Source organism: Methylotenera sp. E1MeOHC1, assembly GCF_058745595.1.
Map to the genome: position 1 here is coordinate 1,491,523 of NZ_CP196025.1, position 21,903 is coordinate 1,513,425.

25 protein-coding genes are annotated in these 21,903 nt (G+C 45.1%); 11 read left to right on the top strand and 14 right to left on the bottom strand.

Annotated features, from left to right (window positions below):
• Positions 1-112: 112 nt before the first annotated feature.
• Positions 113-1,021: a bifunctional riboflavin kinase/FAD synthetase gene (locus ACSSU7_RS06800; RefSeq protein ID WP_492515813.1), complete on the bottom strand. Its 909-nt coding sequence runs from the start codon at positions 1,019-1,021 to the stop codon at positions 113-115.
• Positions 1,022-2,566 carry a murein biosynthesis integral membrane protein MurJ gene (murJ, locus tag ACSSU7_RS06805; protein WP_492515814.1) on the bottom strand — a complete coding sequence of 515 codons (1,545 nt, stop codon included), beginning with the start codon at positions 2,564-2,566 and terminating at the stop codon, positions 1,022-1,024. It lies immediately after the preceding gene.
• Positions 2,567-2,748: 182 nt separating this feature from the next.
• Between murJ and rpsT the strand changes: the two genes are divergently transcribed.
• Entirely contained in the window at positions 2,749-3,012 is a 264-nt protein-coding gene (gene rpsT / locus ACSSU7_RS06810) for a 30S ribosomal protein S20 (RefSeq protein ID WP_015831476.1), read from the top strand.
• Between the two features lie 112 nt (positions 3,013-3,124).
• Here rpsT and ACSSU7_RS06815 read toward each other — a convergent pair whose 3' ends face one another.
• The 8 genes from ACSSU7_RS06815 to rplU all read right to left on the bottom strand — a co-directional run bounded on the left by ACSSU7_RS06815 (position 3,125) and on the right by rplU (position 9,346).
• Positions 3,125-3,577: a hypothetical protein gene (locus ACSSU7_RS06815; protein ID WP_492515815.1), complete on the bottom strand. Its 453-nt coding sequence runs from the start codon at positions 3,575-3,577 to the stop codon at positions 3,125-3,127.
• Positions 3,578-3,586: 9 nt separating this feature from the next.
• A complete protein-coding gene (locus ACSSU7_RS06820; RefSeq protein WP_492515816.1) occupies positions 3,587-4,423 on the bottom strand; it encodes a prohibitin family protein in 837 nt (278 codons plus the stop codon).
• A gap of 141 nt (positions 4,424-4,564) precedes the next feature.
• The gene (locus ACSSU7_RS06825) at positions 4,565-5,719 is read right to left on the bottom strand and encodes a 5-(carboxyamino)imidazole ribonucleotide synthase (protein WP_492515817.1); all 1,155 of its coding nucleotides are present in this window, start codon (positions 5,717-5,719) and stop codon (positions 4,565-4,567) included.
• Positions 5,716-6,222, bottom strand: coding sequence for a 5-(carboxyamino)imidazole ribonucleotide mutase (gene purE / locus ACSSU7_RS06830; protein WP_492515818.1), 507 nt, complete (start codon positions 6,220-6,222; stop codon positions 5,716-5,718). The genes ACSSU7_RS06825 and purE overlap by 4 nt, the downstream gene beginning before the upstream one ends.
• 79 nt (positions 6,223-6,301) lie before the next feature.
• On the bottom strand, positions 6,302-7,444 hold the full coding sequence (proB, locus tag ACSSU7_RS06835) for a glutamate 5-kinase (protein WP_492515819.1): 1,143 nt from the start codon (positions 7,442-7,444) through the stop codon (positions 6,302-6,304).
• A complete protein-coding gene (cgtA, locus tag ACSSU7_RS06840; protein ID WP_492515820.1) occupies positions 7,431-8,522 on the bottom strand; it encodes an Obg family GTPase CgtA in 1,092 nt (363 codons plus the stop codon). Before cgtA ends, proB begins: the two co-directional genes overlap by 14 nt.
• 222 nt (positions 8,523-8,744) lie before the next feature.
• Positions 8,745-9,002, bottom strand: a complete 258-nt coding sequence (gene rpmA / locus ACSSU7_RS06845) for a 50S ribosomal protein L27 (RefSeq protein ID WP_015831469.1) — start codon at positions 9,000-9,002, stop codon at positions 8,745-8,747.
• A gap of 29 nt (positions 9,003-9,031) precedes the next feature.
• Complete coding sequence (gene rplU / locus ACSSU7_RS06850; protein WP_015831468.1) at positions 9,032-9,346, bottom strand: 50S ribosomal protein L21; 315 nt, start codon at positions 9,344-9,346, stop codon at positions 9,032-9,034.
• A 376-nt stretch (positions 9,347-9,722) separates the two neighbouring features.
• On the opposite strand from rplU, the gene ispB reads away from it, so the two are divergent.
• On the top strand, positions 9,723-10,691 hold the full coding sequence (gene ispB / locus ACSSU7_RS06855; protein WP_492515821.1) for an octaprenyl diphosphate synthase: 969 nt from the start codon (positions 9,723-9,725) through the stop codon (positions 10,689-10,691).
• Between the two features lie 33 nt (positions 10,692-10,724).
• Here ispB and ACSSU7_RS06860 read toward each other — a convergent pair whose 3' ends face one another.
• Positions 10,725-11,096: a hypothetical protein gene (locus ACSSU7_RS06860; protein ID WP_135276206.1), complete on the bottom strand. Its 372-nt coding sequence runs from the start codon at positions 11,094-11,096 to the stop codon at positions 10,725-10,727.
• 221 nt (positions 11,097-11,317) lie between these two features.
• Between ACSSU7_RS06860 and ACSSU7_RS06865 the strand changes: the two genes are divergently transcribed.
• The 5 genes from ACSSU7_RS06865 to ACSSU7_RS06885 all read left to right on the top strand — a co-directional run bounded on the left by ACSSU7_RS06865 (position 11,318) and on the right by ACSSU7_RS06885 (position 14,482).
• Positions 11,318-12,187, top strand: coding sequence for a prepilin peptidase (locus ACSSU7_RS06865; protein ID WP_492515822.1), 870 nt, complete (start codon positions 11,318-11,320; stop codon positions 12,185-12,187).
• 7 nt (positions 12,188-12,194) lie between these two features.
• Positions 12,195-12,812, top strand: a complete 618-nt coding sequence (gene coaE, locus ACSSU7_RS06870) for a dephospho-CoA kinase (protein WP_492515823.1) — start codon at positions 12,195-12,197, stop codon at positions 12,810-12,812.
• A gap of 77 nt (positions 12,813-12,889) precedes the next feature.
• Positions 12,890-13,648, top strand: a complete 759-nt coding sequence (gene zapD, locus ACSSU7_RS06875) for a cell division protein ZapD (RefSeq protein ID WP_492515824.1) — start codon at positions 12,890-12,892, stop codon at positions 13,646-13,648.
• A gap of 80 nt (positions 13,649-13,728) precedes the next feature.
• Positions 13,729-13,920, top strand: a complete 192-nt coding sequence (locus ACSSU7_RS06880; RefSeq protein WP_492515825.1) for a DNA gyrase inhibitor YacG — start codon at positions 13,729-13,731, stop codon at positions 13,918-13,920.
• Between the two features lie 34 nt (positions 13,921-13,954).
• Positions 13,955-14,482 (top strand): copper chaperone PCu(A)C, encoded by a 528-nt coding sequence (locus tag ACSSU7_RS06885; protein WP_492515826.1) that lies wholly within the window; start codon positions 13,955-13,957, stop codon positions 14,480-14,482.
• Between the two features lie 17 nt (positions 14,483-14,499).
• Here ACSSU7_RS06885 and ACSSU7_RS06890 read toward each other — a convergent pair whose 3' ends face one another.
• The 3 genes from ACSSU7_RS06890 to cysS are packed head-to-tail and all read right to left on the bottom strand — an operon-like array spanning position 14,500 to position 18,257.
• Positions 14,500-15,528, bottom strand: a complete 1,029-nt coding sequence (locus ACSSU7_RS06890; protein WP_492515827.1) for a Nudix family hydrolase — start codon at positions 15,526-15,528, stop codon at positions 14,500-14,502.
• Between the two features lie 47 nt (positions 15,529-15,575).
• Entirely contained in the window at positions 15,576-16,802 is a 1,227-nt protein-coding gene (gene argJ / locus ACSSU7_RS06895; RefSeq protein ID WP_492515828.1) for a bifunctional glutamate N-acetyltransferase/amino-acid acetyltransferase ArgJ, read from the bottom strand.
• Between the two features lie 45 nt (positions 16,803-16,847).
• Entirely contained in the window at positions 16,848-18,257 is a 1,410-nt protein-coding gene (gene cysS / locus ACSSU7_RS06900) for a cysteine--tRNA ligase (protein ID WP_492515829.1), read from the bottom strand.
• Positions 18,258-18,432: 175 nt separating this feature from the next.
• Between cysS and ACSSU7_RS06905 the strand changes: the two genes are divergently transcribed.
• The 4 genes from ACSSU7_RS06905 to ACSSU7_RS06920 all read left to right on the top strand — a co-directional run bounded on the left by ACSSU7_RS06905 (position 18,433) and on the right by ACSSU7_RS06920 (position 21,887).
• Positions 18,433-19,425 carry a tetratricopeptide repeat protein gene (locus ACSSU7_RS06905; RefSeq protein WP_492515830.1) on the top strand — a complete coding sequence of 331 codons (993 nt, stop codon included), beginning with the start codon at positions 18,433-18,435 and terminating at the stop codon, positions 19,423-19,425.
• A 43-nt stretch (positions 19,426-19,468) separates the two neighbouring features.
• A complete protein-coding gene (locus ACSSU7_RS06910) occupies positions 19,469-20,722 on the top strand; it encodes a L,D-transpeptidase family protein (protein WP_492515831.1) in 1,254 nt (417 codons plus the stop codon).
• A 39-nt stretch (positions 20,723-20,761) separates the two neighbouring features.
• Positions 20,762-21,331, top strand: a complete 570-nt coding sequence (locus ACSSU7_RS06915) for a peptidylprolyl isomerase (protein WP_492515832.1) — start codon at positions 20,762-20,764, stop codon at positions 21,329-21,331.
• A gap of 64 nt (positions 21,332-21,395) precedes the next feature.
• The gene (locus ACSSU7_RS06920; RefSeq protein WP_492515833.1) at positions 21,396-21,887 is read left to right on the top strand and encodes a peptidylprolyl isomerase; all 492 of its coding nucleotides are present in this window, start codon (positions 21,396-21,398) and stop codon (positions 21,885-21,887) included.
• The last annotated feature ends 16 nt before the right edge of the window (positions 21,888-21,903 follow it).

Below are 21,903 nucleotides of genomic sequence, written 5' to 3' on the forward strand. Positions count from 1 at the left end.
AGCTACTTTTGCGCATATAAATCAAGACAACACAGAAATCCAGTTACAGGCACACCACAAAAAGGTATCTCAGTCAGCGACACAACCCATAGGGTATGGGTTACATTTAGTGCTACGGGGAAACAACAGTCCCAAAAAAATTTCTTGCCAATTCTACATCAATTGCTATTTGCGCTTTCAATGCATCCAAACCATCAAACTTCATTTCATCACGTATTTTATGCAAAAACTCCACATGTACATGCTTACCGTACAAGTCACCATTAAAATCAAGCACATGCACCTCTAATGACAGCTTAGGCACACCCGCAATCGTTGGGCGCACCCCTAAATTGGCAACTGCATTCAAACCGTCTAATTTTACTGCATATACCCCTTTTAATGCAGGTCGCTCATGCCGCATATGCACATTGGCGGTAGGAAAGCCAAGCTGGCGTCCACGCTTTGCGCCATGCACCACCTTACCGCTAATGCTATAACCCCTACCTAACAGTGATGCCGCCTCCTGCAAACGTCCATCAGCTAAGGCTGTACGCACTCTCGTGCTAGAAACTCTGACCCCGGCCAGATCGACCTGCGGCAAACTTACTAAGTTAAACCCTGCCGCTACAAAATCACTTACAGAGCCAGCGCGCTTTGCGCCGAAGCGAAAATCCTCACCTACCAGAATTGCCTGTGCATGAATCGCATGGCGCAAGATATCTTGCATAAAAGCTTCAGCGGTCACTTTTGCAAAGCGCTGATTAAATCTGCACACATAAACACGCTTCACACCGACTTGCGCAAAATACTCTAACTTTTCCCGCATAGAGCAAAGCCGTGCTGGTGCACTTTCCGGCGTAAAAAACTCACGTGGGTGCGGCTCAAACGTCATCACTGCCGCCTCCAAGTTTGAGGTTTGTGCCGTTTGCTTAAGTTGCGCCAACAACGCTTGGTGCCCTAAATGCATGCCATCAAAATTACCAATCGCCAAGGCACATGGCGGCTGTAAGGTGGCGGGAATGTGTCTAAAAATTTGCATCTATCGGCTCACTCTACGCATATAGTCACGTGGCCTAAATCCTAGCAACAGCAGCATGCCGAAATAACTCACTGCACCCAACATCACCAAGCCACTCAAATAAACCAATCGAGGCATTAAGCCTAAACCTAACCAAACGCGGGCATCGCCCATCGCAAAGTGCAGCACAACACCCATTACAGCCAGTGCAAGCGATAACTTAGCGACAAAAAGCAGCCAGCCTGATTGCGGATGGAAGATTTGCGCTTTACGTAAGTGGTGATATAACAAGGTAGCATTAAGACAGGCGCCTACGCCAATCGCCAATGCCAAACCTACATGCTGCAAATGCAAACCAAAAACAAAGACTAGATTCATGAGTTGCGTCATCACCAAGGTAAATACGGCGATCTTGACTGGTGTTTTGATGTTTTGTCGCGCATAAAAGCCAGGTGCCAAAATTTTAACCAGAATCAAGCCTAATAACCCCACGCTGTAAGCAATTAAGGCTTGCTGCGTCATCAACACATCTAATGGCGTAAATTTGCCATAGTTAAACAAGGTCGCTACCAAAGGGGTTGCCAATACGGCCAAGGCAACCGCGGCAGGTGCCGCCAAAATAAAGGTTAAGCGCAAACCCCAATCCAACAATTGCGAGTACTCGCTATCATCCTTGCCCGCATAAGCCTTAGATAAGCTCGGTAGCAATATGGTGCCTAGCGCAACACCGAGCACACCAGTCGGAAACTCCATCAAGCGGTCTGCGTAATACAGCCAGCTGACACTACCTGTATTTAAAAATGAAGCAAAAATCGTATTCAAAATCAGCGATATCTGTGCCACAGACACGCCAAGAACTGCAGGGCCCATTAGTTTAAGTATGCGCCAGACACCTTCATCATCCGATTTAAAATCAAGCTTAGGGAGCAGGCCAATCTGCTTTAAAAATGGCACCTGAAACGCTAATTGCAAAAACCCACCGATAAACACTGCCCATGCCAGCACCTTCACGGGCTCATCAAAGTAAGGCGCAAAAAACAAGATGGCAACAATCATCGCCACGTTGAGCCACACCGGCGTAAAAGCGGGCACGCCAAACTTATTATAGGTATTGAGCACCCCGCCAGCCATTGATACCAAGGAAATAAAGAAAATATAAGGGAAAGTAATACGCAACAACTCTATCGTCAGTTGCATTTTCACCGCATCGCCTCTAAAACCAGGCGCAACCAAACTCACAATCCAAGGCGCGGCCAACATACCCATTAACGTAACCACTACCAAAATCAGGCCCAACCAAGTGGCGACGCGATTGATCAGATGATGCGTTTCATCAAAGCCGCGCTGGCTCTTATATTCAGACAAAATTGGCACAAACGCTTGACTGAATGCACCTTCAGCAGAAATTCTACGTAATAAATTAGGGATTTTAAACGCGACAATAAAGGCATCACTCAGCATCCCGGCACCAAAAACGCGTGCAATTAGCGTATCGCGCACGAAGCCCAAAATACGCGAAACAAAAGTCATGCTGCCGACTTTAGCCAGCGCGTTGAGTAAATTCATGCTTTATCGTTATAATGTAGGTGAGAAAAGTATAGCATTAACAACATATTGCGTAATTTTAACACGCCAATAGTCACTAGGTAGTATTTACAAGAATATTTGCATTATTTTAACTTGCAATATATTTATAAAATGCTATGATTACGGGCTTCGTATTTTGAATAGCTTTTTAGGAAAAACAGATGGCAAATACCGCACAAGCAAGAAAACGTGCTCGTCAAGCAGTTAAGCAACGCGCTCACAATGCAAGCTTGCGTTCTACTTTGCGCACAGCAATTAAAAAAATCATTAAAGCTGTAGAAGCTGGCGATAAAGCTGCAGCTACTGCTGCGTACTCAGAGAATGTAAGTGTTATTGACCGCATTGCGGACAAAAACATCATTCACAAAAACAAAGCCTCACGTCATAAAAGCCGCTTAAACGCTGCAATTAAAGCGATGGCATAATTAGCCTCGCAAGTTTTTATACTTGCGTCGTTACTTAAATCAAATAAAAGAGCCGAGCTGATGTTCGGCTTTTTTATTGTCCACTGACTCTATATAAGACTCTATCTATCTATTAAATACGCTTCAAACTGCCTTTGCGCGCTTGAACATATTTAACAACACGCTGATTCTTATCAAACCAAAAAATTACCGACCTCTCATAATCCGTGATGAAATGATAAGCGGCTTCTTTATGCTCGTAATAATCACTTATATTTTCTTTGATTCGACTATCAGTTAAACCAACATCAAGATATAAGTATTTATTGTAAATGTTGGGCTTAAGATAAGTAACTGTCAGAATCGTCGCTTGATCAGGTCCACTGATATTCACAATCATGCCATCATATAAGTAATTATAGCCATCAGGCGTAGCCTCTTTTGACAGAGGCTTTCCTAGCAATGTGAGCATGTCATTGTAGTTATTAACACCAGGCTCCAGATAAGGTGGCTTAGCTAATGCAGCCCAACTGAAGCCGCACAGCAGCAAAATGATTAAGGTGCGAAATACTGTAAGTTTCAACATGCATATCACTTACTTAATATTGATGAGTGGCACAGAACCACCGGTGACCTGCGGCAAACGGCCATCCCATTTTTCTAGGGCTACGCGCTGATTTTCGATCTCGCGTAACTTTAGCAGATCCGGTGTGATCTCTTGTTTCTGCAAACGCAGTGACTCGGCTTCCGCCTTGGCTGATGCGATTTTTTGTTCAGCCTCAACGCGTATCCTTTCCAGATCGCGCTCAGCCTTCAGTTTCAATTGCTCGGCTGTGGTCTTGGCTTCAATGGCCTGGTTAAAGCTTTCAGAGAATCGGAAATTGACGATACTGAACTCATCGATCTGGATGCCGTGACGCAACAGCCTGTCACGCATGAACTGACTGATCTGGTCGCGTACTTCCGGGCGCTTGCTAATCAGCTCTTCCGCCGTGTATTTAGCGGTAGTGGCTTTGGTTGCCTCTTGTACGGCAGGTATGATAATACGGTCACCCACAGAGTTCAAATCACCAATCGCTTGATAGGTTTCAGCTACGCGGTTTGGAATCAAATGATAGTTAAGCGCGATCTTGGCGTGCACTTGTTGCAAATCACGCGAAGCTGCATCGCCGTCTCCCTCACCTTTTTGAATTTGCACATTAATTTCAGTCACTTGCTGCATGATTGGGATACGGAGGTGCAACCCCTCCTCTAGCACTATTGGATTAACCTTACCGAAAGTCGTGATCACACCGCGGTTACCTGCGTTAATGACTACAAACGGATTCAACCAGGAGATAAGGATGAGTGCTGCAATTAATATGGCGACATATTTAATTGCCCTGATTACGCCGGGTTGAGGCTGAACTGAGGGGTTATTGAGTATAGCCATAATGCCTCCCTATTTGTTTTTTTAAAGTTATTGGTACGCAAATAGTACCAAACTCTTAATAAAAATCTTAAAACAAATAAAAAAGACATAAAAAAAAGACCTAGCCACACCTGACTAGGTCTTGCAGACGATTAACTATGCTTACTCGCCGATTTTGAGCTCAGAGCGCACTTGCATCGCCAATTTAATTGCATCATCACGATTGGTACCCAGTACAGTGAAGTGCCCCATTTTCCTGCCTGCACGTGCCTCTGCTTTACCATACAGATGCATTTTAAGCGTAGGAGCACCCAGCGCCAATTGCCAAGCTGGCTCGGTTTGCGATGCTTCATCCGGCCAAATATCACCGAGCAGATTCACCATCACAGCCGGGCTATGTTGGCGACTGCTGCCTAAGGGCAAACCTGTCATCACACGCACTTGCTGCTCAAACTGATTAGTAATACATGCGTCCAGCGTGTAGTGCCCTGAGTTATGTGGACGCGGTGCAATTTCATTCACCAGCAGTTCTCCATCACACACAAAGAATTCCACACCCAATACGCCAGTATATTGAAGCTTCTCAGCCACACTGATTGCCAACTTCTGTGCCTGATGATTCACGGCATCACTGCCACGCGCCGGCACAATAGAGATATCCAAAATACCATTCAAGTGACTGTTTTCAGCAGTAGGGAAAGTTGCAATATGCCCGTTCACATCGCGGGCAAGCACCACTGAAACCTCGTAATCCAGCTTCAGCATCTTTTCCAACACACACTCTTCTTGCGAGAATGCCGCAAAAGCCGCTTTTGCCTCACTCAAATTGGCAACACGCGCCTGACCCTTACCATCGTAACCAAATCTTGCCACCTTAAGGATGGCTGGATAAATCTCGCTATCATCTGCCGGTAAATCTGACTCAGCATCAATCACTGCATAAGGCGCCACCGGCAAGCCCGCTTCTTTCAGAAAATTCTTTTCACTTACCCGATGTTGCGCAACACCAACCGCCTCTGCAGATGGACGCACTGGCACGGACTGCGCCAATGTATTCAATGTTGCAGCGGGCACGTTCTCAAACTCAGTGGTAATGGCTTGGCAGGTTTCTGCCATTTTTTTTAATGCAGCGGCGTCATCGTACTGGGCACATATATGCACATCAGCAATTTTGCCAGCCGGGCTATTCTGATCAGGGTCCAACACCGTGATTTTATAACCCATTTCATGGGCTGCAATCACAAAAAAACGGCCCAATTGACCGCCACCCAACATACCCAGCATAGCTGGTGGAAGAATCATAGAAGGTTGACTCATGGTTTGTCGCTTAACTCCATGTTAAATACTTTTTCTGTTTGTTTGATACGAAATTCAGCCAGCTTGGCAGACAGCGCAGCATCCTGATTAGCAAGGATAGATACAGCAAATAAACCCGCATTGGCAGCACCCGCATCGCCGATGGCGAACGTTGCAACCGGAATGCCTTTGGGCATCTGCACGATTGATAATAACGAGTCCTGCCCTTGTAAGTGCTTAGATGGAACCGGCACACCTAAAACTGGCAGCGTGGTTTTAGCGGCAACCATCCCCGGCAAATGCGCAGCACCACCCGCACCGGCAATAATCACTTGAATGCCCTTGCTGGCTGCAGTCTGCGCAAAATCAAACATCAAATCAGGCGTACGATGTGCTGAAACCACTTTCGCTTCATAAGCCACACCAAAATCAGCAAGCATTTGTGCAGCATTTTTCATTACAGGCCAGTCACTGTCTGAACCCATAATAATGGCTACCAACGGTTGATTATTTGCCACATGCATTCCTTTATGTAATCTACATTAAAACTAGAGGATTTAATTAAACTAATGATTAAAACTGATGTTTTTTCTTATCTCAAGCTTAACCCTGCTTTAACAGGACCAAGTTATCACGGTGAATCAATTCAGATTCATCCACATACCCTAAAATTGATTCTATCTGCTGGCTAGGTTTACGCATCACCCGTGCAGTTTCACTTGCGGAATAATTAACCAAGCCACGCGCAATTTCATGGCCATCCACATCTACACAGGCCACTACATCACCGCGCTCAAAATGCCCCTCAACCGCGGTCACACCTATCGGCAGCAAACTTTTCCCCTCAGTCACTAGCACGCGTACTGCACCAGCATCCAACACCAATTTACCCGTCGTGCGCAAATGATCCGCAAGCCACTGCTTACGGGCAGCGATTTTCATCTGTGTTGCTTCAAGATGTGTGCCGATTACCTCACCAGCACTCAAGCGCACAAGCACGTTATGCTCACGGCCAGAAGCAATCACGGTATGCGCTCCGCTACGTGCTGCACGTTTTGCCGCTAGAATTTTGGTTAACATACCACCAGTACCTACGCTACTGCCCGCACCGCCAGCCATTTGCTCTAAGGCTAAGTCACCGGCAATTGCATGCTGCACAAATTGAGCATTGGGGTCTTTACGTGGGTCAGCTGAATACAAACCTTGCTGATCCGTCAAAATCACTAGGGTATCAGCCTCAATCAAATTAGCTACCAACGACCCTAAAGTATCGTTATCACCAAACTTAATCTCATCCGTTACCACGGTATCATTCTCATTGATAATTGGAATGACTTTTAAATCCAATAAAGTACGCAATGTGGTTCGCGCATTCAAATAGCGCTTTCTATCAGCCAAATCATCATGCGTAAGCAGCACCTGCGCAGTATGTAACTGATGCTGACTAAAGCAGCGCTCATACATTTGCACCAGACCCATTTGTCCAACCGCTGCAGCCGCTTGCAGTTCATTCACCGCGACTGGGCGCTTTTTCCAACCGAGTCGTTGCATCCCCTCAGCCACTGCACCACTTGAAACCAAAATAACCTGCTTGCCTTGCTGCACAAGCGCAGCTATTTGTGCAGCCCACTCAGCAATCGCTACTTGATCCAGACCATTGCCATTGTTAGTGACTAGGCTTGAGCCTACCTTCACTACAATAACTTTTGCATCTAGCACTAGAGACTTAAATTCAGACGACTTCATTCCCAGCTTCTTTATCGGCAGCAACACTTACAACAGCTTCTTGTTTGTTCTCAGCGGAGTCTTCTACATGCTGCTTATTTTCATCAATATGCTGCATGATTGCGTAGGTCAGCTCTTTACAACCAATACCGCTGATGGCAGAAATAGCAAACACACGCCCTTCCCACCCATACGCCTTCACAAAGTCTTCAACCACCTGTTTTGATTCTGGCAACATATCAATTTTATTCAATACTAACCAGCGCGGCTTATTGTAGAGGGCTTCATCATACTTTCTAAGCTCTTCTACAATCGCTTTCGCCTCGTACACTGGGTCAACTGCCTCATCAAAGGGGGCAATATCTACAAGGTGCAGCAACAATGAAGTGCGTTGCAAATGACGTAAGAATTGATGGCCTAAACCAGCACCCTCAGCAGCACCTTCAATAATCCCCGGAATATCTGCAATCACAAAGCTACGCTCAGCATCAACACGCACCACACCTAAATTAGGGTGCAATGTTGTAAATGGATAATCGGCAACCTTTGGTTTAGCCGCAGACACTGAGCGGATAAACGTAGATTTACCCGCGTTAGGCATGCCCAGCAAGCCCACGTCAGCCAACACTTTAAGCTCTAAATAAAGCTCAAACTCCTCACCTGGTTCACCTTTGGTACATTGGCGCGGCGCACGATTCAAGCTGGATTTAAAATGCACATTACCCAAGCCGCCTTTGCCGCCTGTCGCCATTTGTGCACGTTGACCATGCTCACTCAAATCTACCAGCATTTGTTCGCTAGACTTATCAGAAATCACGGTACCAACCGGCACACGTAAAATCATATCCTCGCCCTTAGCGCCATAACACTCAGCACTGCGTCCATTTTCACCGCGTTCAGCTCTAAAGCTACGCGTATAACGGTAATCCACTAAAGTATTGATGTTACGATCCGCTTCAATAATGATAGATCCACCGCGGCCACCATCACCGCCGCTTGGACCACCCATCGGCTCGTACTTTTCACGACGAAACGTGGCTACGCCGTTACCGCCGTCACCCGCATAAATTTTAATAGTAGCTTCGTCAATAAATTTCATAATACCCAGACTGTATAATCAGTTCATGTAATTATCGCGCAAGATTATGTTTTGTAGGAGATTTTTATAAAGAGTAATGACAAGCGCATTACCATTCAATAAGAAAAGCACTACCCGACAAAAAACTAGCAAGAACGCACGAATTGAAAAAACATTCTGCCAGCGCGTACCAAATAAAAAAGCCCTATCAAACGACAGGGCTTCTTAAATTATCGCAAAAAACTAAGCTGGAATAATATTCACAGTTTTACGTTTTAATGCGCCTTTAATTGTAAAGCTCACTTTACCGTCTGCTTTAGCGTACAAAGTATGATCTTTACCCATACCTACGTTTTCACCAGCGTGCATTCTAGTACCACGTTGACGCACGATAATGCTACCAGCTGAAACAAATTGCTCACCGAATGCTTTAACGCCTAGACGTTGGGCTTGTGAGTCGCGACCGTTACGTGAACTACCGCCTGCTTTTTTGTGTGCCATGATTTAATCCTTAACTTAACGATAACTGCTTATTTAGCAGCGATTGCTTCAATTTTAATTTCCGTATAACTTTGGCGATGGCCTTGTGTTTTACGGTAGTGCTTACGACGGCGGAATTTAAAAATCATTACTTTGTCGCCACGGCCGTGTGAAACAACCGTTGCTTTAACAGTAGCACCTTTAATAATTGGAGAACCAATTGTTGTGTTATCACCGTCAGAAACCATAAGAATTTGATCTAGCGTAACTGTGCCGCCAACTTCAACTTCTAGTTTCTCAACTTTTAATCTTTCGCCTTGAACTACGCGATATTGTTTACCACCAGTTTTGATTACTGCATACATGATTATGCCTTTAACTCATACTTCAAAAGAATCGCGCATTATACGCAATTTATCCTGTAAAGCAAACCTTAATCTAAGCAAATTAACAAAAATGTTAGATTAAATTTTGTCAGGTAAACTGTCGCCGCCTAATTAGCAATGCACAGCCACGTGTTTGGTTGCTTCCCAAGCAGAAAAGCCATCATAAAGAACCACTAAAAAACATTAGCTTCTACTAGATTTATCTAACGAAACTTGGCTCAATGATGTTGCGCTCGGCTTAAAAACCAAAAACATTATTATATAGATGAATATGGTTAAAAAACCATGCCATTGAAAATCTAGGATTTAAATAGGCTGTGATAAAATCAGATTTCATTTTACAGGCTTTATTAATGTGACTCCAAGCATCATTCAATCTTGCATAAACGACGACATGCGCATGGTGGATACGACTATCCGCCAATCACTACATTCTGAAGTGACTCTGGTTAATCAAGTAGCCGAATACATTATCAATAGCGGCGGAAAAAGATTACGCCCGATGCTTGTGCTACTTTCAGCAGGCCTGTTTGGCGAAATTCAGGCACAGCACCACCAACTAGCCGCGGTTGTAGAATTCATCCATACAGCCACGTTGTTGCATGATGATGTGGTGGACGAGTCATCCAAACGCAGAGGCCAAAGCACCGCTAACGCCTTATTTGGCAACGCAGCCAGCGTATTGGTTGGCGACTTTGTTTACTCACGTGCATTTCAAATGATGGTTGCCGTACAAAATATGCGCGTGATGGAAGTATTAAGCAATGCAACCAACGTAATTGCCGAAGGTGAAGTACTGCAGCTACTAAACGTTAATAATGCAGACATTTCTGATGAAGCATACTTACAAGTTATCCATTACAAAACCGCCAAACTTTTTGAAGCAGCCACCAGACTAGGAGCAATCATTAGCGAAGCCAGCGCAAAAGATGAAGCAGCGCTCACCGCTTACGGTATGCATTTAGGTACAGCATTCCAACTAATAGACGACATTTTAGATTTAAGTGGCAATAGTGAGGACATCGGCAAAAACCTAGGCGATGATTTAGCTGAAGGCAAGCCAACACTGCCACTTTTATACGCGATGCGTAACAGCAACGCCGAACAGAGCCAACTCATCCGCAATGCAATTGAACAAGGCGGCTTGGAACATTTAGCCCAGGTTGTAGAAATTGTGAAAAACTCTGGGGCACTTGATCATGTGAAAAAGATTGCTGAAGAAGAATCCGCGCAATGTCGTGCGGCGATTGCACACTTTCCGGAATCAAACTTTAAGCAAGCACTGATTGAGCTTGCAGACTTTGCGGTAACAAGAAGCTTTTAGCCGACGGCGAAAACCTCAGCTAAAAGCAGGTATTTAGTTCAAGACGATTTTTTCACCACTATCCGCATGGTAGTAGGTCAAATGTGCGCAATCACTTGTGCCAGCGGTTAAAGACCCGTCAAACAAAGACTGCCCTTCAACATCAACCACGGCATATCCATTGTGATACAGCGTTACCTCCGCCAACTTTGGCTTTTTAACTGCAATCTCACGCATCGCAAAACTAATGCAGTTTTCTTCCTCCGCCTCAGAATAGACTTCCCAATCCTTACCACCTGCCAATTGTGATAACCAACTTGGCAAATCAACCTCAACACGGCAAATAATAGGCTCATCCCACTCTGGGTGATGCATCTCAGCCTGAACTAGTTCAGCTGCATTCAGTTGATGATTAGTGTCTGTCATATTGTGTCCTTAATACAAATTACCGCTCTATTATAATATCAATTACCAACTCTATATTTGTGGCGCCCTGCTTAAATTTCAAGCCTAGAGGCCAAAACTAAACCATGATAGTTATAATCACTTAACGCTAACACCATGCATTAAGTTTACAGTTAGTTAACGGCACGTTATAGTTTTATCTTAAAGCGATGCCCATAATAAGCCCTGACCAAAGGATTGCCATGCCTGCTGCATTAAACGAAATTTCAGTTATCCTTCAACAAAACAACACCTTATTTATCGCACTTTCTACGCTAATTGGTCTCATGGTCGGCAGTTTTTTAAACGTCGTTATCCACCGCCTACCCAAAATGATGGAGCAGGAATGGCATAACAACTGCCTAGAACTACAAGGGAAAGAGGTTCCCACCGCAACCAAATACAATCTGTGCCATCCGCGCTCGGCCTGTCCACAATGCGGTCATCACATCTCGGCTTTAGAGAACATACCAATCATTAGCTACCTAGCACTAAGAGGTCGCTGCAAAAGCTGCAAAACCCCAATCAGCATGCGCTACCCACTCATAGAGGCACTGACCGGCACGTTAATTGGCGCTATCAGCTGGAAATTTGGCTACACCAGCATCACCTTAATGGCATGGGCATTTGCGCTAGCACTCATCGCCTTGACTTTTATTGATTTTGACACCCAACTGCTACCGGATGACATTACCCTACCTCTACTATGGTTAGGCATCTTATTCAACTTAAATGCCGGGTTTACCGATTTAAAATCTGCCGTCATTGGCGCCATGGCAGGATACCTGGTGCTATGGTCTGTTTATTGGCTGTTTAAGCTAATTCGAGGGAAAGAAGGCATGGGCTATGGCGACTTCAAGCTACTAGCGGCAATTGGCGCTTGGTTTGGCTGGCAGTTACTGCCTGCGGTAATACTCCTATCATCCACCCTAGGCGCCATCATCGGAATTGCTTTGATCGTACTCACTAAACGCGGTAAAGAAGTACCCATGCCGTTTGGCCCATTCTTGGCAATTGGCGGCATTGCTGCATTATTTTTTGGCCAAACACTGGCCACTTTTTACTTACCGTAGCTAGACCATGTACGTCGTTGCACTCACTGGCGGAATCGGCTCCGGTAAGAGCGAAGCCTCTAGGCATTTTGCTAGCCTAGGGATTCCTGTAGTAGATACAGATGTAATTGCACATGAGCTAACCGCGATTGGCAGCCCCTTACTCAAAGAAATGCAGCACATATTTGGGGCGCAGTTCTTTAATGCCGATGGCATGCTTAACCGCGCCAAACTGCGCCAGCATATCTTCAGCGATGCCAATGAAAAAACCAAGCTGGAACAATTGCTGCACCCTGCCATCTATGAGCATGCATGGCAAACACTACAGAATAATGAACAAAATCTGCACCCAAGCTATCAACTGTTAGTAGTGCCTTTGCTGTTTGAAAGTAAGCGCTATCAATCGATTGTTAATACCACCTTAGTGATTGATTGCGATGAATCGCTACAAATTCAGCGCGCGATGAACCGCAGCCAGCTCACGGCTGACGAAGTAAAAAAGCTAATGCTCGCACAAACTTCGAGGGAAAATAGACGCAGCCTTGCTGATGCAATCATAGATAACAGCGGCTCAGTGCATGAGTTAACGGAGAAAATTAATGAATTTCATAAAAAACTTATTAAGACTTGCATAGTTAGCAAATAAATTTGATAATCCAGTTCAACTTTTAAATTCAATGCAACGGCCTAACCTAAAAAAGCCTTTGGCGTACATGATTAAACATGCCTAGTTACGACTATCCTTTCAATGAACGCATACGCACACTACTGCGCGTAGAGGATTTGTTTGCCAAAGTTTTACATAACGTTGCCGCAGACCATGAGTTTCAACATCACTGTGCCCTACTGACACTTTTGCAAATTCTAGACGTGGTAGATCGCGCAGAACTCAAAGTTGATTTACTGCAAGAGCTAGACCGCCAGAAAACCGCCATGCGCATGCTCATTGGGAACCCAATCATTTCTACCGAAGCACTAGAGGCAACACTAGGCGACATTAGTGTAGCTGCAGATGCATTGCGCGCAGAAACTACCAAGCTCGGGCAAACCTTACGCGCTAACGAATGGCTAATGAGTATTAAGCAGCGTGCAGGCATCCCTGGCGGCGTGTGTGAATTTGATGTGCCTTCTTACCATTACTGGCTGGGGCTAGGCTCAGAGCGTCGCAAGCATGATTTGGAATCGTGGATTAAACCGCTGATTCCAATGCAGCAAGCTATCATCATCATCTTACGTATTTTGCGCGGTAGCGGCAGCACCAACAAACTGGTTGCCACTAATGGCGTTTATCAGCAAATGCTGGGCGGTGTAAGACCAGCACAAATGTTAAAAATCAATCTTGCGGATAATCTCAACTGCTTCCCTGAAGTTAGTGCAAATAAGTACGCGATTAATATTAGATTCAACACGCTAGACTGCTCGCAAAAACCACAAAAATTCGAAGAAGATATCGACTTCACGTTAACGCTGTGTAACTTATAAGCGCAGCGCGCCTACTCAAGCACGCATTTATCTTAAACAGACAACGCTTAACTCGTAAAGTAATAGCAAAGTACCGACACATGAATCAAACTAAACGACTTATCGCCTGCCCTACATGCAAAAAGCTAGTGGAGTTTTCTCCGCTAAACGCTTACAGACCATTTTGTAGCAAACGTTGTGAAATGATAGATTTAGGCGCTTGGGCCAATGAAGACTACGCAATACCGGCAGAAACCAAAGATGATGACTTACCTGACGAGTTAACCCAGTAAGTACTTAACAACGACAAATCTCAAGGTGCTCAACATGACAATGACGCAGCCACACCGACTACGTAACCATATACAACGCGCCTTGCGTTACAGCTTAGCTCTCTTGCTTGCAACCACTGCGACACTAGGCCATGCACAAGAGAGCATTACTATTCACAACCCTTGGGTAAAAGCGACTTACCCAGGACAAAACATCAGTGCTGGATACATGACTATCACCAGCGCCAATGATGTGACTTTAGTGAAGATTGAAAGTGACGTGAGCGAAAGCGTGGAAATTCACAGCATGAAAATGGAAAACAACGTGATGAAAATGCGCATGCTACCCTCACTACCATTAGCTGCTGGCAAGCCTTATAAGCTAGAGCCAGCGGGTTACCACTTTATGCTGTTCGACCTGAAAAAACCGCTACTTGATGCACAAACGGTGAACTTCGAACTAACATTTAAGAATAAACAGAATATTGAATTCAAACAAAGTGTGAAAGCCGCGGTTAAAAATGCAGAAAACAGTAGCGGCCCAGCCAACCATAGCGATCACGAGCATCACCACAGCCATTAATTTACAGCGCACCTAATCTATAACGCGCCCCACACATCGCGCTGCATCGCAATCCCATGCGCACCATAGATTCTTGCTGTATCCAGATCTTCCCGCAACATGCCGCCCAGCGCAAAAACCGGTAGTGAGTACCCAGCAATCAACTGATTAAATGCATCCCAGCCAAGCGGCGATGCGTCAGGATGACTTAACGTAGATTTAACCGGTGACAGCGTCACGTAATCCAGCGCCAACATTTTTGCGTGCGCCAACTCTGCCGTATTATGGCAAGAAGCACCCACCAACAAACCTTCAGGCTTAACCTTAAGCTGCATCAACCGCTCTGCAGATAAATGCACGCCAGAAGCGTTAAGCTGCTGCGCACTCTGCACATCTGTATTGATAAACACTTTTGCCTCAAACGGCTTTGCCAAAGCAATCACATGTTCGGCAAACAACATTAAATCTTGCTTAGACAGATGCGGCTCGCGCACTTGTATCATCATCAACCCATTTTCCAGCGCAATTTTTAAGCGCTCAAAAAACTGCGCCTCACCCATTTCTTTTAAATTAGTGATGGCATAAGTAGACGCTAAGCTGAGCGCACTGAGAATTGGGCTATTGGCTGGCAACATAGGCCCCACTGTGAGTTTCTCTGGGTTCTGCCAACTTAGCAACTGATCCTCCAAACCAACCGGATCACCTTGCCACTCCACCACAATAAAGAAATGCAGCTTAACCGCCTTAGCTGGTGTTACTAACTTGCCGGATTGATCATAGCGCGCCTCATACTCATATGTACGTGTAATCCAAGAGTGAAAGCGTGTGACCGTAATGCCCAACTCCTCCTGCAACTCCCTTTTCAGGGCTTGTGCCGGTGTCTCGTTAGGCTCTACTTTACCCCCAGGAAACTCCCAATAACCTTCCCAAGGCTTACCAGTTGGGCGCTCACCTAACAACACCATGCCATTATCGCGCTGAATGATGCCAACTGCCGCTTCTGTCACTTGCGAAGCAGGCATGCTGGCGGCCGAATCTGAGGATAAATTAAGGGCGCTGGTGCTCATGTTTTTGGTTTTCTTGTTAGCTGGAGTTGGGTGCAGCTTAATAATGATTAAGAGCGGTAGTCTGCATTAATTTTTACGTAATCATACGAGAAGTCACATGTCCAAATCGTAACTGCGGCAACCCCGCGATTAAGCACGACCCGCACGACGATGTCAGACTCACTCATCACAGCTGAACCCTGCTCCTCAAGATATGAGGCCGCGCGGCCGCCGTGCTCTGCTACCAATACATCCCCCAAATACAATTGCAGGGTGTTCACATCCAGATCATCCACGCCAGCATAGCCAATCGCAGCTAAAATACGGCCTAAATTAGGATCTGATGCAAAAAATGCGGTTTTAACCAATGGCGAATGTGCAATGGCATAAGCCACTTTGCGGCACTCTTCTTCATTCTGGCCACGCTCGACCACAATCGACATAAACTTAGTTGCACCTTCACCGTCGCGCACAATCGCTTGCGCCAACTCAACCGCCACATCGGTGAAGGCATCGCGTAGCGCAATATAATCTGCACTACTTTCGGTAATTTCAGTGTTGCCGGCTTGGTTGGTCGCCATAAAAATCAAGCTGTCATTGGTCGAAGTATCGCCATCTACCGTAATACAGTTAAATGATTTATTCACTGCATACTGAATCATGCTTTCGAGTGCAGCTTGGCTAATCGCAGCATCTGTTGCAACATAGCCCAGCATGGTTGCCATATTAGGGTGAATCATGCCTGAGCCTTTGCTCATGCCAGTGATGGTGATAATTTTACCATCCACATTTAATTGACGAGACGTGCCTTTAGCCACAATATCAGTCGTCATAATCGCTTCAGCAGCATTCAACCAGTTGTCCGCTTTTAAATTAGCGATGGCTGCTGGCAAACCAGCCACTACTTTATCAACAGGCAAAGGCTCTAAAATCACACCGGTAGAAAATGGCAGTACTTGATTTGCCTGAACACCAAGCAAGCCCGCTAGCGCATCGCAGCTTTGCTGGGCACGCTTTAATCCATCTTCACCGGTACCGGCATTGGCACAGCCGGTATTAACTAGCAAAGCGCGAATACCAGCGTTTTGCGCTAAAAAATCCTTACACAGCACTACCGGTGCAGCACAGAAACGGTTTTTAGTAAAAACGCCAGCCACGCGCGTGCCCTCTGCAAGCTTAATCACCAACACATCCTTACGGTTAGGCTTTCTTACGTGCGCTTCCGCATAACCTAATTCAACGCCATTTACAGGCAATAAAGATGAAGCTAGGGGGGCAGTTAATTTAACTGGCATAACAGTTCCTTACTCATTTCCAATAATATTTAAATAACAAGCTGATTAAGCATTACGCCAGGTTGTACCTTGTGGCGTATCTTCTAAAATAATGCCAGCTTCTGCCAGCTCTTTACGAATGCGATCTGCCTCAGCAAAGTTTTTGGCCTGCTTAGCCTCAAGGCGTTTGACAATCAATCCATCAACATCCAACACTGCTGCCTCACCATTTGACGCTACTGCATTACTGGTAGCCGCTGACTTAGCTTGTAAAAATTCGTCTGAGTCACGTGATAACAGCCCAAGCACACCCGCCAATTTTTTAAGTAGGCTTGCAGCTTCTGCAGACTTGGTTTTATTCACTTCATTTGCCAAATCAAACAATACAGCCATGGCTTCTGGCGTATTAAAGTCATCATCCATCGCTAGCTTAAAACGCGCGGCATGTGGATGCTGCCAGTCAACGGCAGCATCAGTAACATCTAAACCACGCAACGCAGTATAAAGACGAGTGAGTGCCAACTTAGCATCATTCAAATGCTGGTCGCTGTAATTGAGCGGGCTGCGATAGTGCGCGCGCAAGATAAAAAAGCGGATGACTTCTGCATCATACTTTTCCAGCACGGTACGTATCGTAAAGAAATTGCCTAATGATTTAGACATTTTTTCATCATCAACACGTACAAAACCATTATGCATCCAGTAATTCACCATCTGACAGGGCTTGCCATCATGGCTATGCGCCGCCTCAGATTGTGCAATCTCATTTTCATGATGCGGGAATTGCAAGTCTTGCCCACCACCGTGGATATCAAAATGTCGGCCTAGATGATGCGAGCTCATTGCCGAGCATTCAATATGCCAGCCTGGGCGCCCCTTACCCCACGGAGAGTCCCAGCTTGGCTCTCCAGGTTTTGTCGCTTTCCATAGTACAAAATCCATTGGGTCTTTTTTAAAGGTATCTACCTCAACGCGCTCACCCGCACGCAAATCCTCTAAAGACTTACCAGATAATTTGCCGTAACCTTGAAAGCTGCTGACAGAATAAAATACATCGCCATTAGCCGCAGGGTAGGCAAAGCCTTTTTCAATTAAGGCAGTAATCATCGTCAACATACCGCCAACGAACTCGGTGGCCTTAGGCTCTATGTCTGGACGTAACACACCCAGTTTGGCAGAGTCTTCATCCATGGCGTCAATAAAGCGCTGCGTCAGCTGTGCAATAGTTTCATTATTTTCATTGGCGCGCTTGATAATTTTGTCATCAATATCGGTCACATTACGCACATAAGTCACGTCGTAGCCAGACGTCCTCAACCAGCGACTCACCATATCAAAAACCACCATCACGCGCGCATGGCCTAAATGACAGTAATCATAAACTGTCATACCACATACATACATACTGACCTTGCCAGCAACAATGGGGGTAAATGTCTGCTTTTCGCGGGCTAATGTATTGTAAATTTTTAACATATATTTAAGAGCTAGAGGGTTGGTTATTTGTTTTTATCTGAAACTAAGCGCCCATCAGGCCGATTAATGCGCGCAATGAAGAAATATATTGGCTTAAATCAAAATGAGCTATTGGAGGTTGCTTAGGCTATTGATAGAATTACACTTTATTTATTCACCCAAAAAGTATATCACAATGAATAATTTTATTGCGTCACTGACTCCTTCAATCGCTCGGTTTGTTCTAGTAGCCTCAGCAAGTTTTGCGTTCAATATCGCATCTGCAGACGAGCTTAAAGACATCACAAAACTAGCTGATCAAGGCCAAACTGCGGTAGCACTTGACCGCATCAACACCTTTATCGCGGCAAACCCAAAAAATGCACAAGCATTATTCATGAAGGGCGTCTTGCTAGCTGAGCAAGGTCGTAGAGATGAAGCAATCAAATCATTTACTGAAGTGACTGAACGCTTTCCAAACTTGCCAGAGCCTTACAACAACCTAGCAGTTTTATATGCAGACCAAGGTCAGTTTGATAAAGCGCGTAAAGCACTGGAAACAGCAATTAAAACCCATCCTAGCTATGCAACCGCGCATGAAAACCTAGGTGACATTTATGCGCGCATGGCCAGTGAAGCTTATGACAAAGCGTTGCAACTTGATACTGCCAACACCCGCGCACAAGGTAAATTATCTTTAATTAAAGACTTGTTCGGCACAGGCAATAAAACAACGATTGCGGCTAGAGAGCCTGCAAAAGCAGCAAGCACACAAACTACAGCAAGTGCAGCTGCCCCAGCACCTGCTCCTGACGTGAAAAAAGCATCAACCCCAGCAAACAACAATACCGACAACATTACTGCTTCTGTTAATGGCTGGGCACAAGCTTGGTCTAACAAAGACTTAAATAAATACTTCGCGAGCTATGCCGATGACTTTAAGCCTGCTAAAGGCCAAAACTATAAGGCATGGGAAAAACAAAGACGTGAACGCATTAGCGCTCCATCTAAAATTAACGTAGAACTCAACAATATTGCCGTGGTCTCAAACGAAGGCAATACAGCAAAAGTACGCTTTAAGCAAAGCTACCAAGCGGACAAACGCTCACCAATCCGTACCAGCAAAACACTATTGCTGAAAAAATCAGGCGACAACTGGTTAATTACTGAAGAAATCGCAAGCAACTAGTTGCGCGTGGTATTTTTGAAATAGTGGTATTGAAATATAAGGCATGATGATTAACAAAGCACTGACCTATACGCTATTAGCTACCATTACGCTGGTGCCATGGAATGCAACCGCTGTGAACCGCTTTAGCTTTGGCAACCTGTTGCCCAAAGCTAGTTTCAGTAGCGCAGCAACCATCGCATCTAATGCGGCAGCTAATCTGGTAGAGGAATTACTGGTCAAAAGTTTATTCGAGATTTCTGAGGGTAAACACCAGCAGGCGCTGAATACTATAGATCAATTAATTCAAAGCGTTCCTAACTTTAAGCTCGCACACTTGGTGCGTGGCGACTTACTCATGGCGCAGGGTAAGTATTTACAAGCGTTTGGTGACCCTAGCATCAACCGCCCAGAAGCTGTGCAAGATCTGCAAGAAGAGGCTCGCGTACGTATTGAGCGCTATTTAGCCAAGCAATCGCAAGCAAAGCAACCCAATTTAATTCTGGCGCCTAACGCCCAGCAAAGTCATTTGATGCTGATTGACACCAGCAAGTCCAGATTATATCTGTATGAAAAACATGACAACCAACTCAAATACGTTGCTGACTATTACATTACCGTCGGCAAAAATGGGGTTGAAAAACAGACCGAAGGTGATAAACGCACACCGATTGGCGTCTACTTTGCCAGCACCAAACTAAAACAGCAACTACCAGACTTTTATGGTGAAGGTGCTTACCCACTTAGCTACCCTAATGAATGGGATAAAGCACACAACAGAAACGGCTCCGGCATTTGGTTGCATGGTACGCCGAGCAGCACTTATAGCCGCCCACCTCGTGCAAGCGATGGCTGCGTAGTCGTTGCAAATCAGGACTTGAAGGCGCTAGAGCCTGCACTGCAATCAGGTAAAACCCCAATTATCATTGCCAACAATCTGGAGTGGCTGAATAGCTCCGATGCCCCCGAGGCTGAAAAAGAGTTACTCAACTCAGCAATAGACCATTGGCTAAATGACTGGCGAGCACAGGATACCGAGAAATACCTGTCTCACTACTCTAAAGACTTTTCAACTAATGGCATTAACTATCAACAATGGGCCGAGCATAAGTATCGCGTGCAAGCTAGTAAGCCTGATATCGACATTTCACTGTCTAATATCAGCATGTTTAGCTACCCTGACCCACAGAAAAAACTAGTGGTAGTTGATTTCACGCAAAGTTTTAATAGCTCACATTTAAAAAATGTCATGCAAAAACGCCAGTACTGGATTCAAGAAGGCAACCGCTGGAAAATCATTTATGAAGGTACAGCTTAGTTTCCACTAGGCTGCTTCAATCATCACTCAAGGAACCATATGCGTAAATTTTATATTTTTCTAACCTTAATGTTACTTAGCAGTACTGCCATGGCAGCTAACCCACAAGTTGTATTTGAAACTAACCGTGGCAACTTTATCGTTGAGCTTTACCCTGAAAAAGCGCCTAAAACTGTGGCAAACTTTTTGGCGTATGTGAACACAGGCTTTTATCAAGACACGATTTTCCATCGCGTTATTAAGCGCTTTATGATTCAAGGTGGTGGTTTCAATGCAGACATGACAGAAAAAGAAACGCGCGCGCCGATTATCAACGAGTCAAACAATGGCCTTGCCAATGAGGTTGGCACGATTGCCATGGCTAGAACTTCAGACCCAGATTCTGCAACCTCACAATTTTTTATTAACCTAGAGAACAACCAGTTTCTTAACTACCAAAGCCCAGATGCACAGCTTATTGGCTACTGCGTGTTTGGTAGAGTGCTAAAAGGTATGGATGTAGTGCGCGACATTGCCGCTACCTCAACTGCTAATGTGGGACCATACGGCGACGTACCAAGATCACCTATCGTTGTGCATCAAGTTAAAGTTAACAAAACGCCTTTATAAGCACACGCCTAATTTTTACTAGGTATTTTCAACAGTTTTCACAATTATTTATTAAGGACATTTCGTGGTTAAACTACAAACAAATTTTGGCGACATCACTATTGAACTCAATGCCGAAAAAGCACCGATTACAGTAGCTAATTTTCTACAGTATGTAGATGCTGGTTTTTATGACAGCACAATTTTTCACCGTGTGATTAGTGGCTTTATGATTCAAGGTGGCGGCTTTGACACAACCATGACACAAAAAGGCACAGAAGCTGAAATTAAGAATGAAGCAGACAACGGCTTAGGTAACGAAAAGTACACCATTGCGATGGCACGTACTTCTGCACCGCACTCTGCTAGCAGCCAGTTCTTTATTAACGTGGCAAACAATGAGTTCTTAAACCACACTGCACCTAGCGGTAACGGTTGGGGCTACTGTGTTTTCGGTAAGGTTGTTGAAGGCATGGACGTGGTTGATAAAATCAAACAAGTTGCCACTACCAGCCTTAAAGGCCATCAAGACGTACCGTCAAGCAACGTAGTAATTGAGCGTGCTACACGCGTTTAATCGCAAACATTAGTTT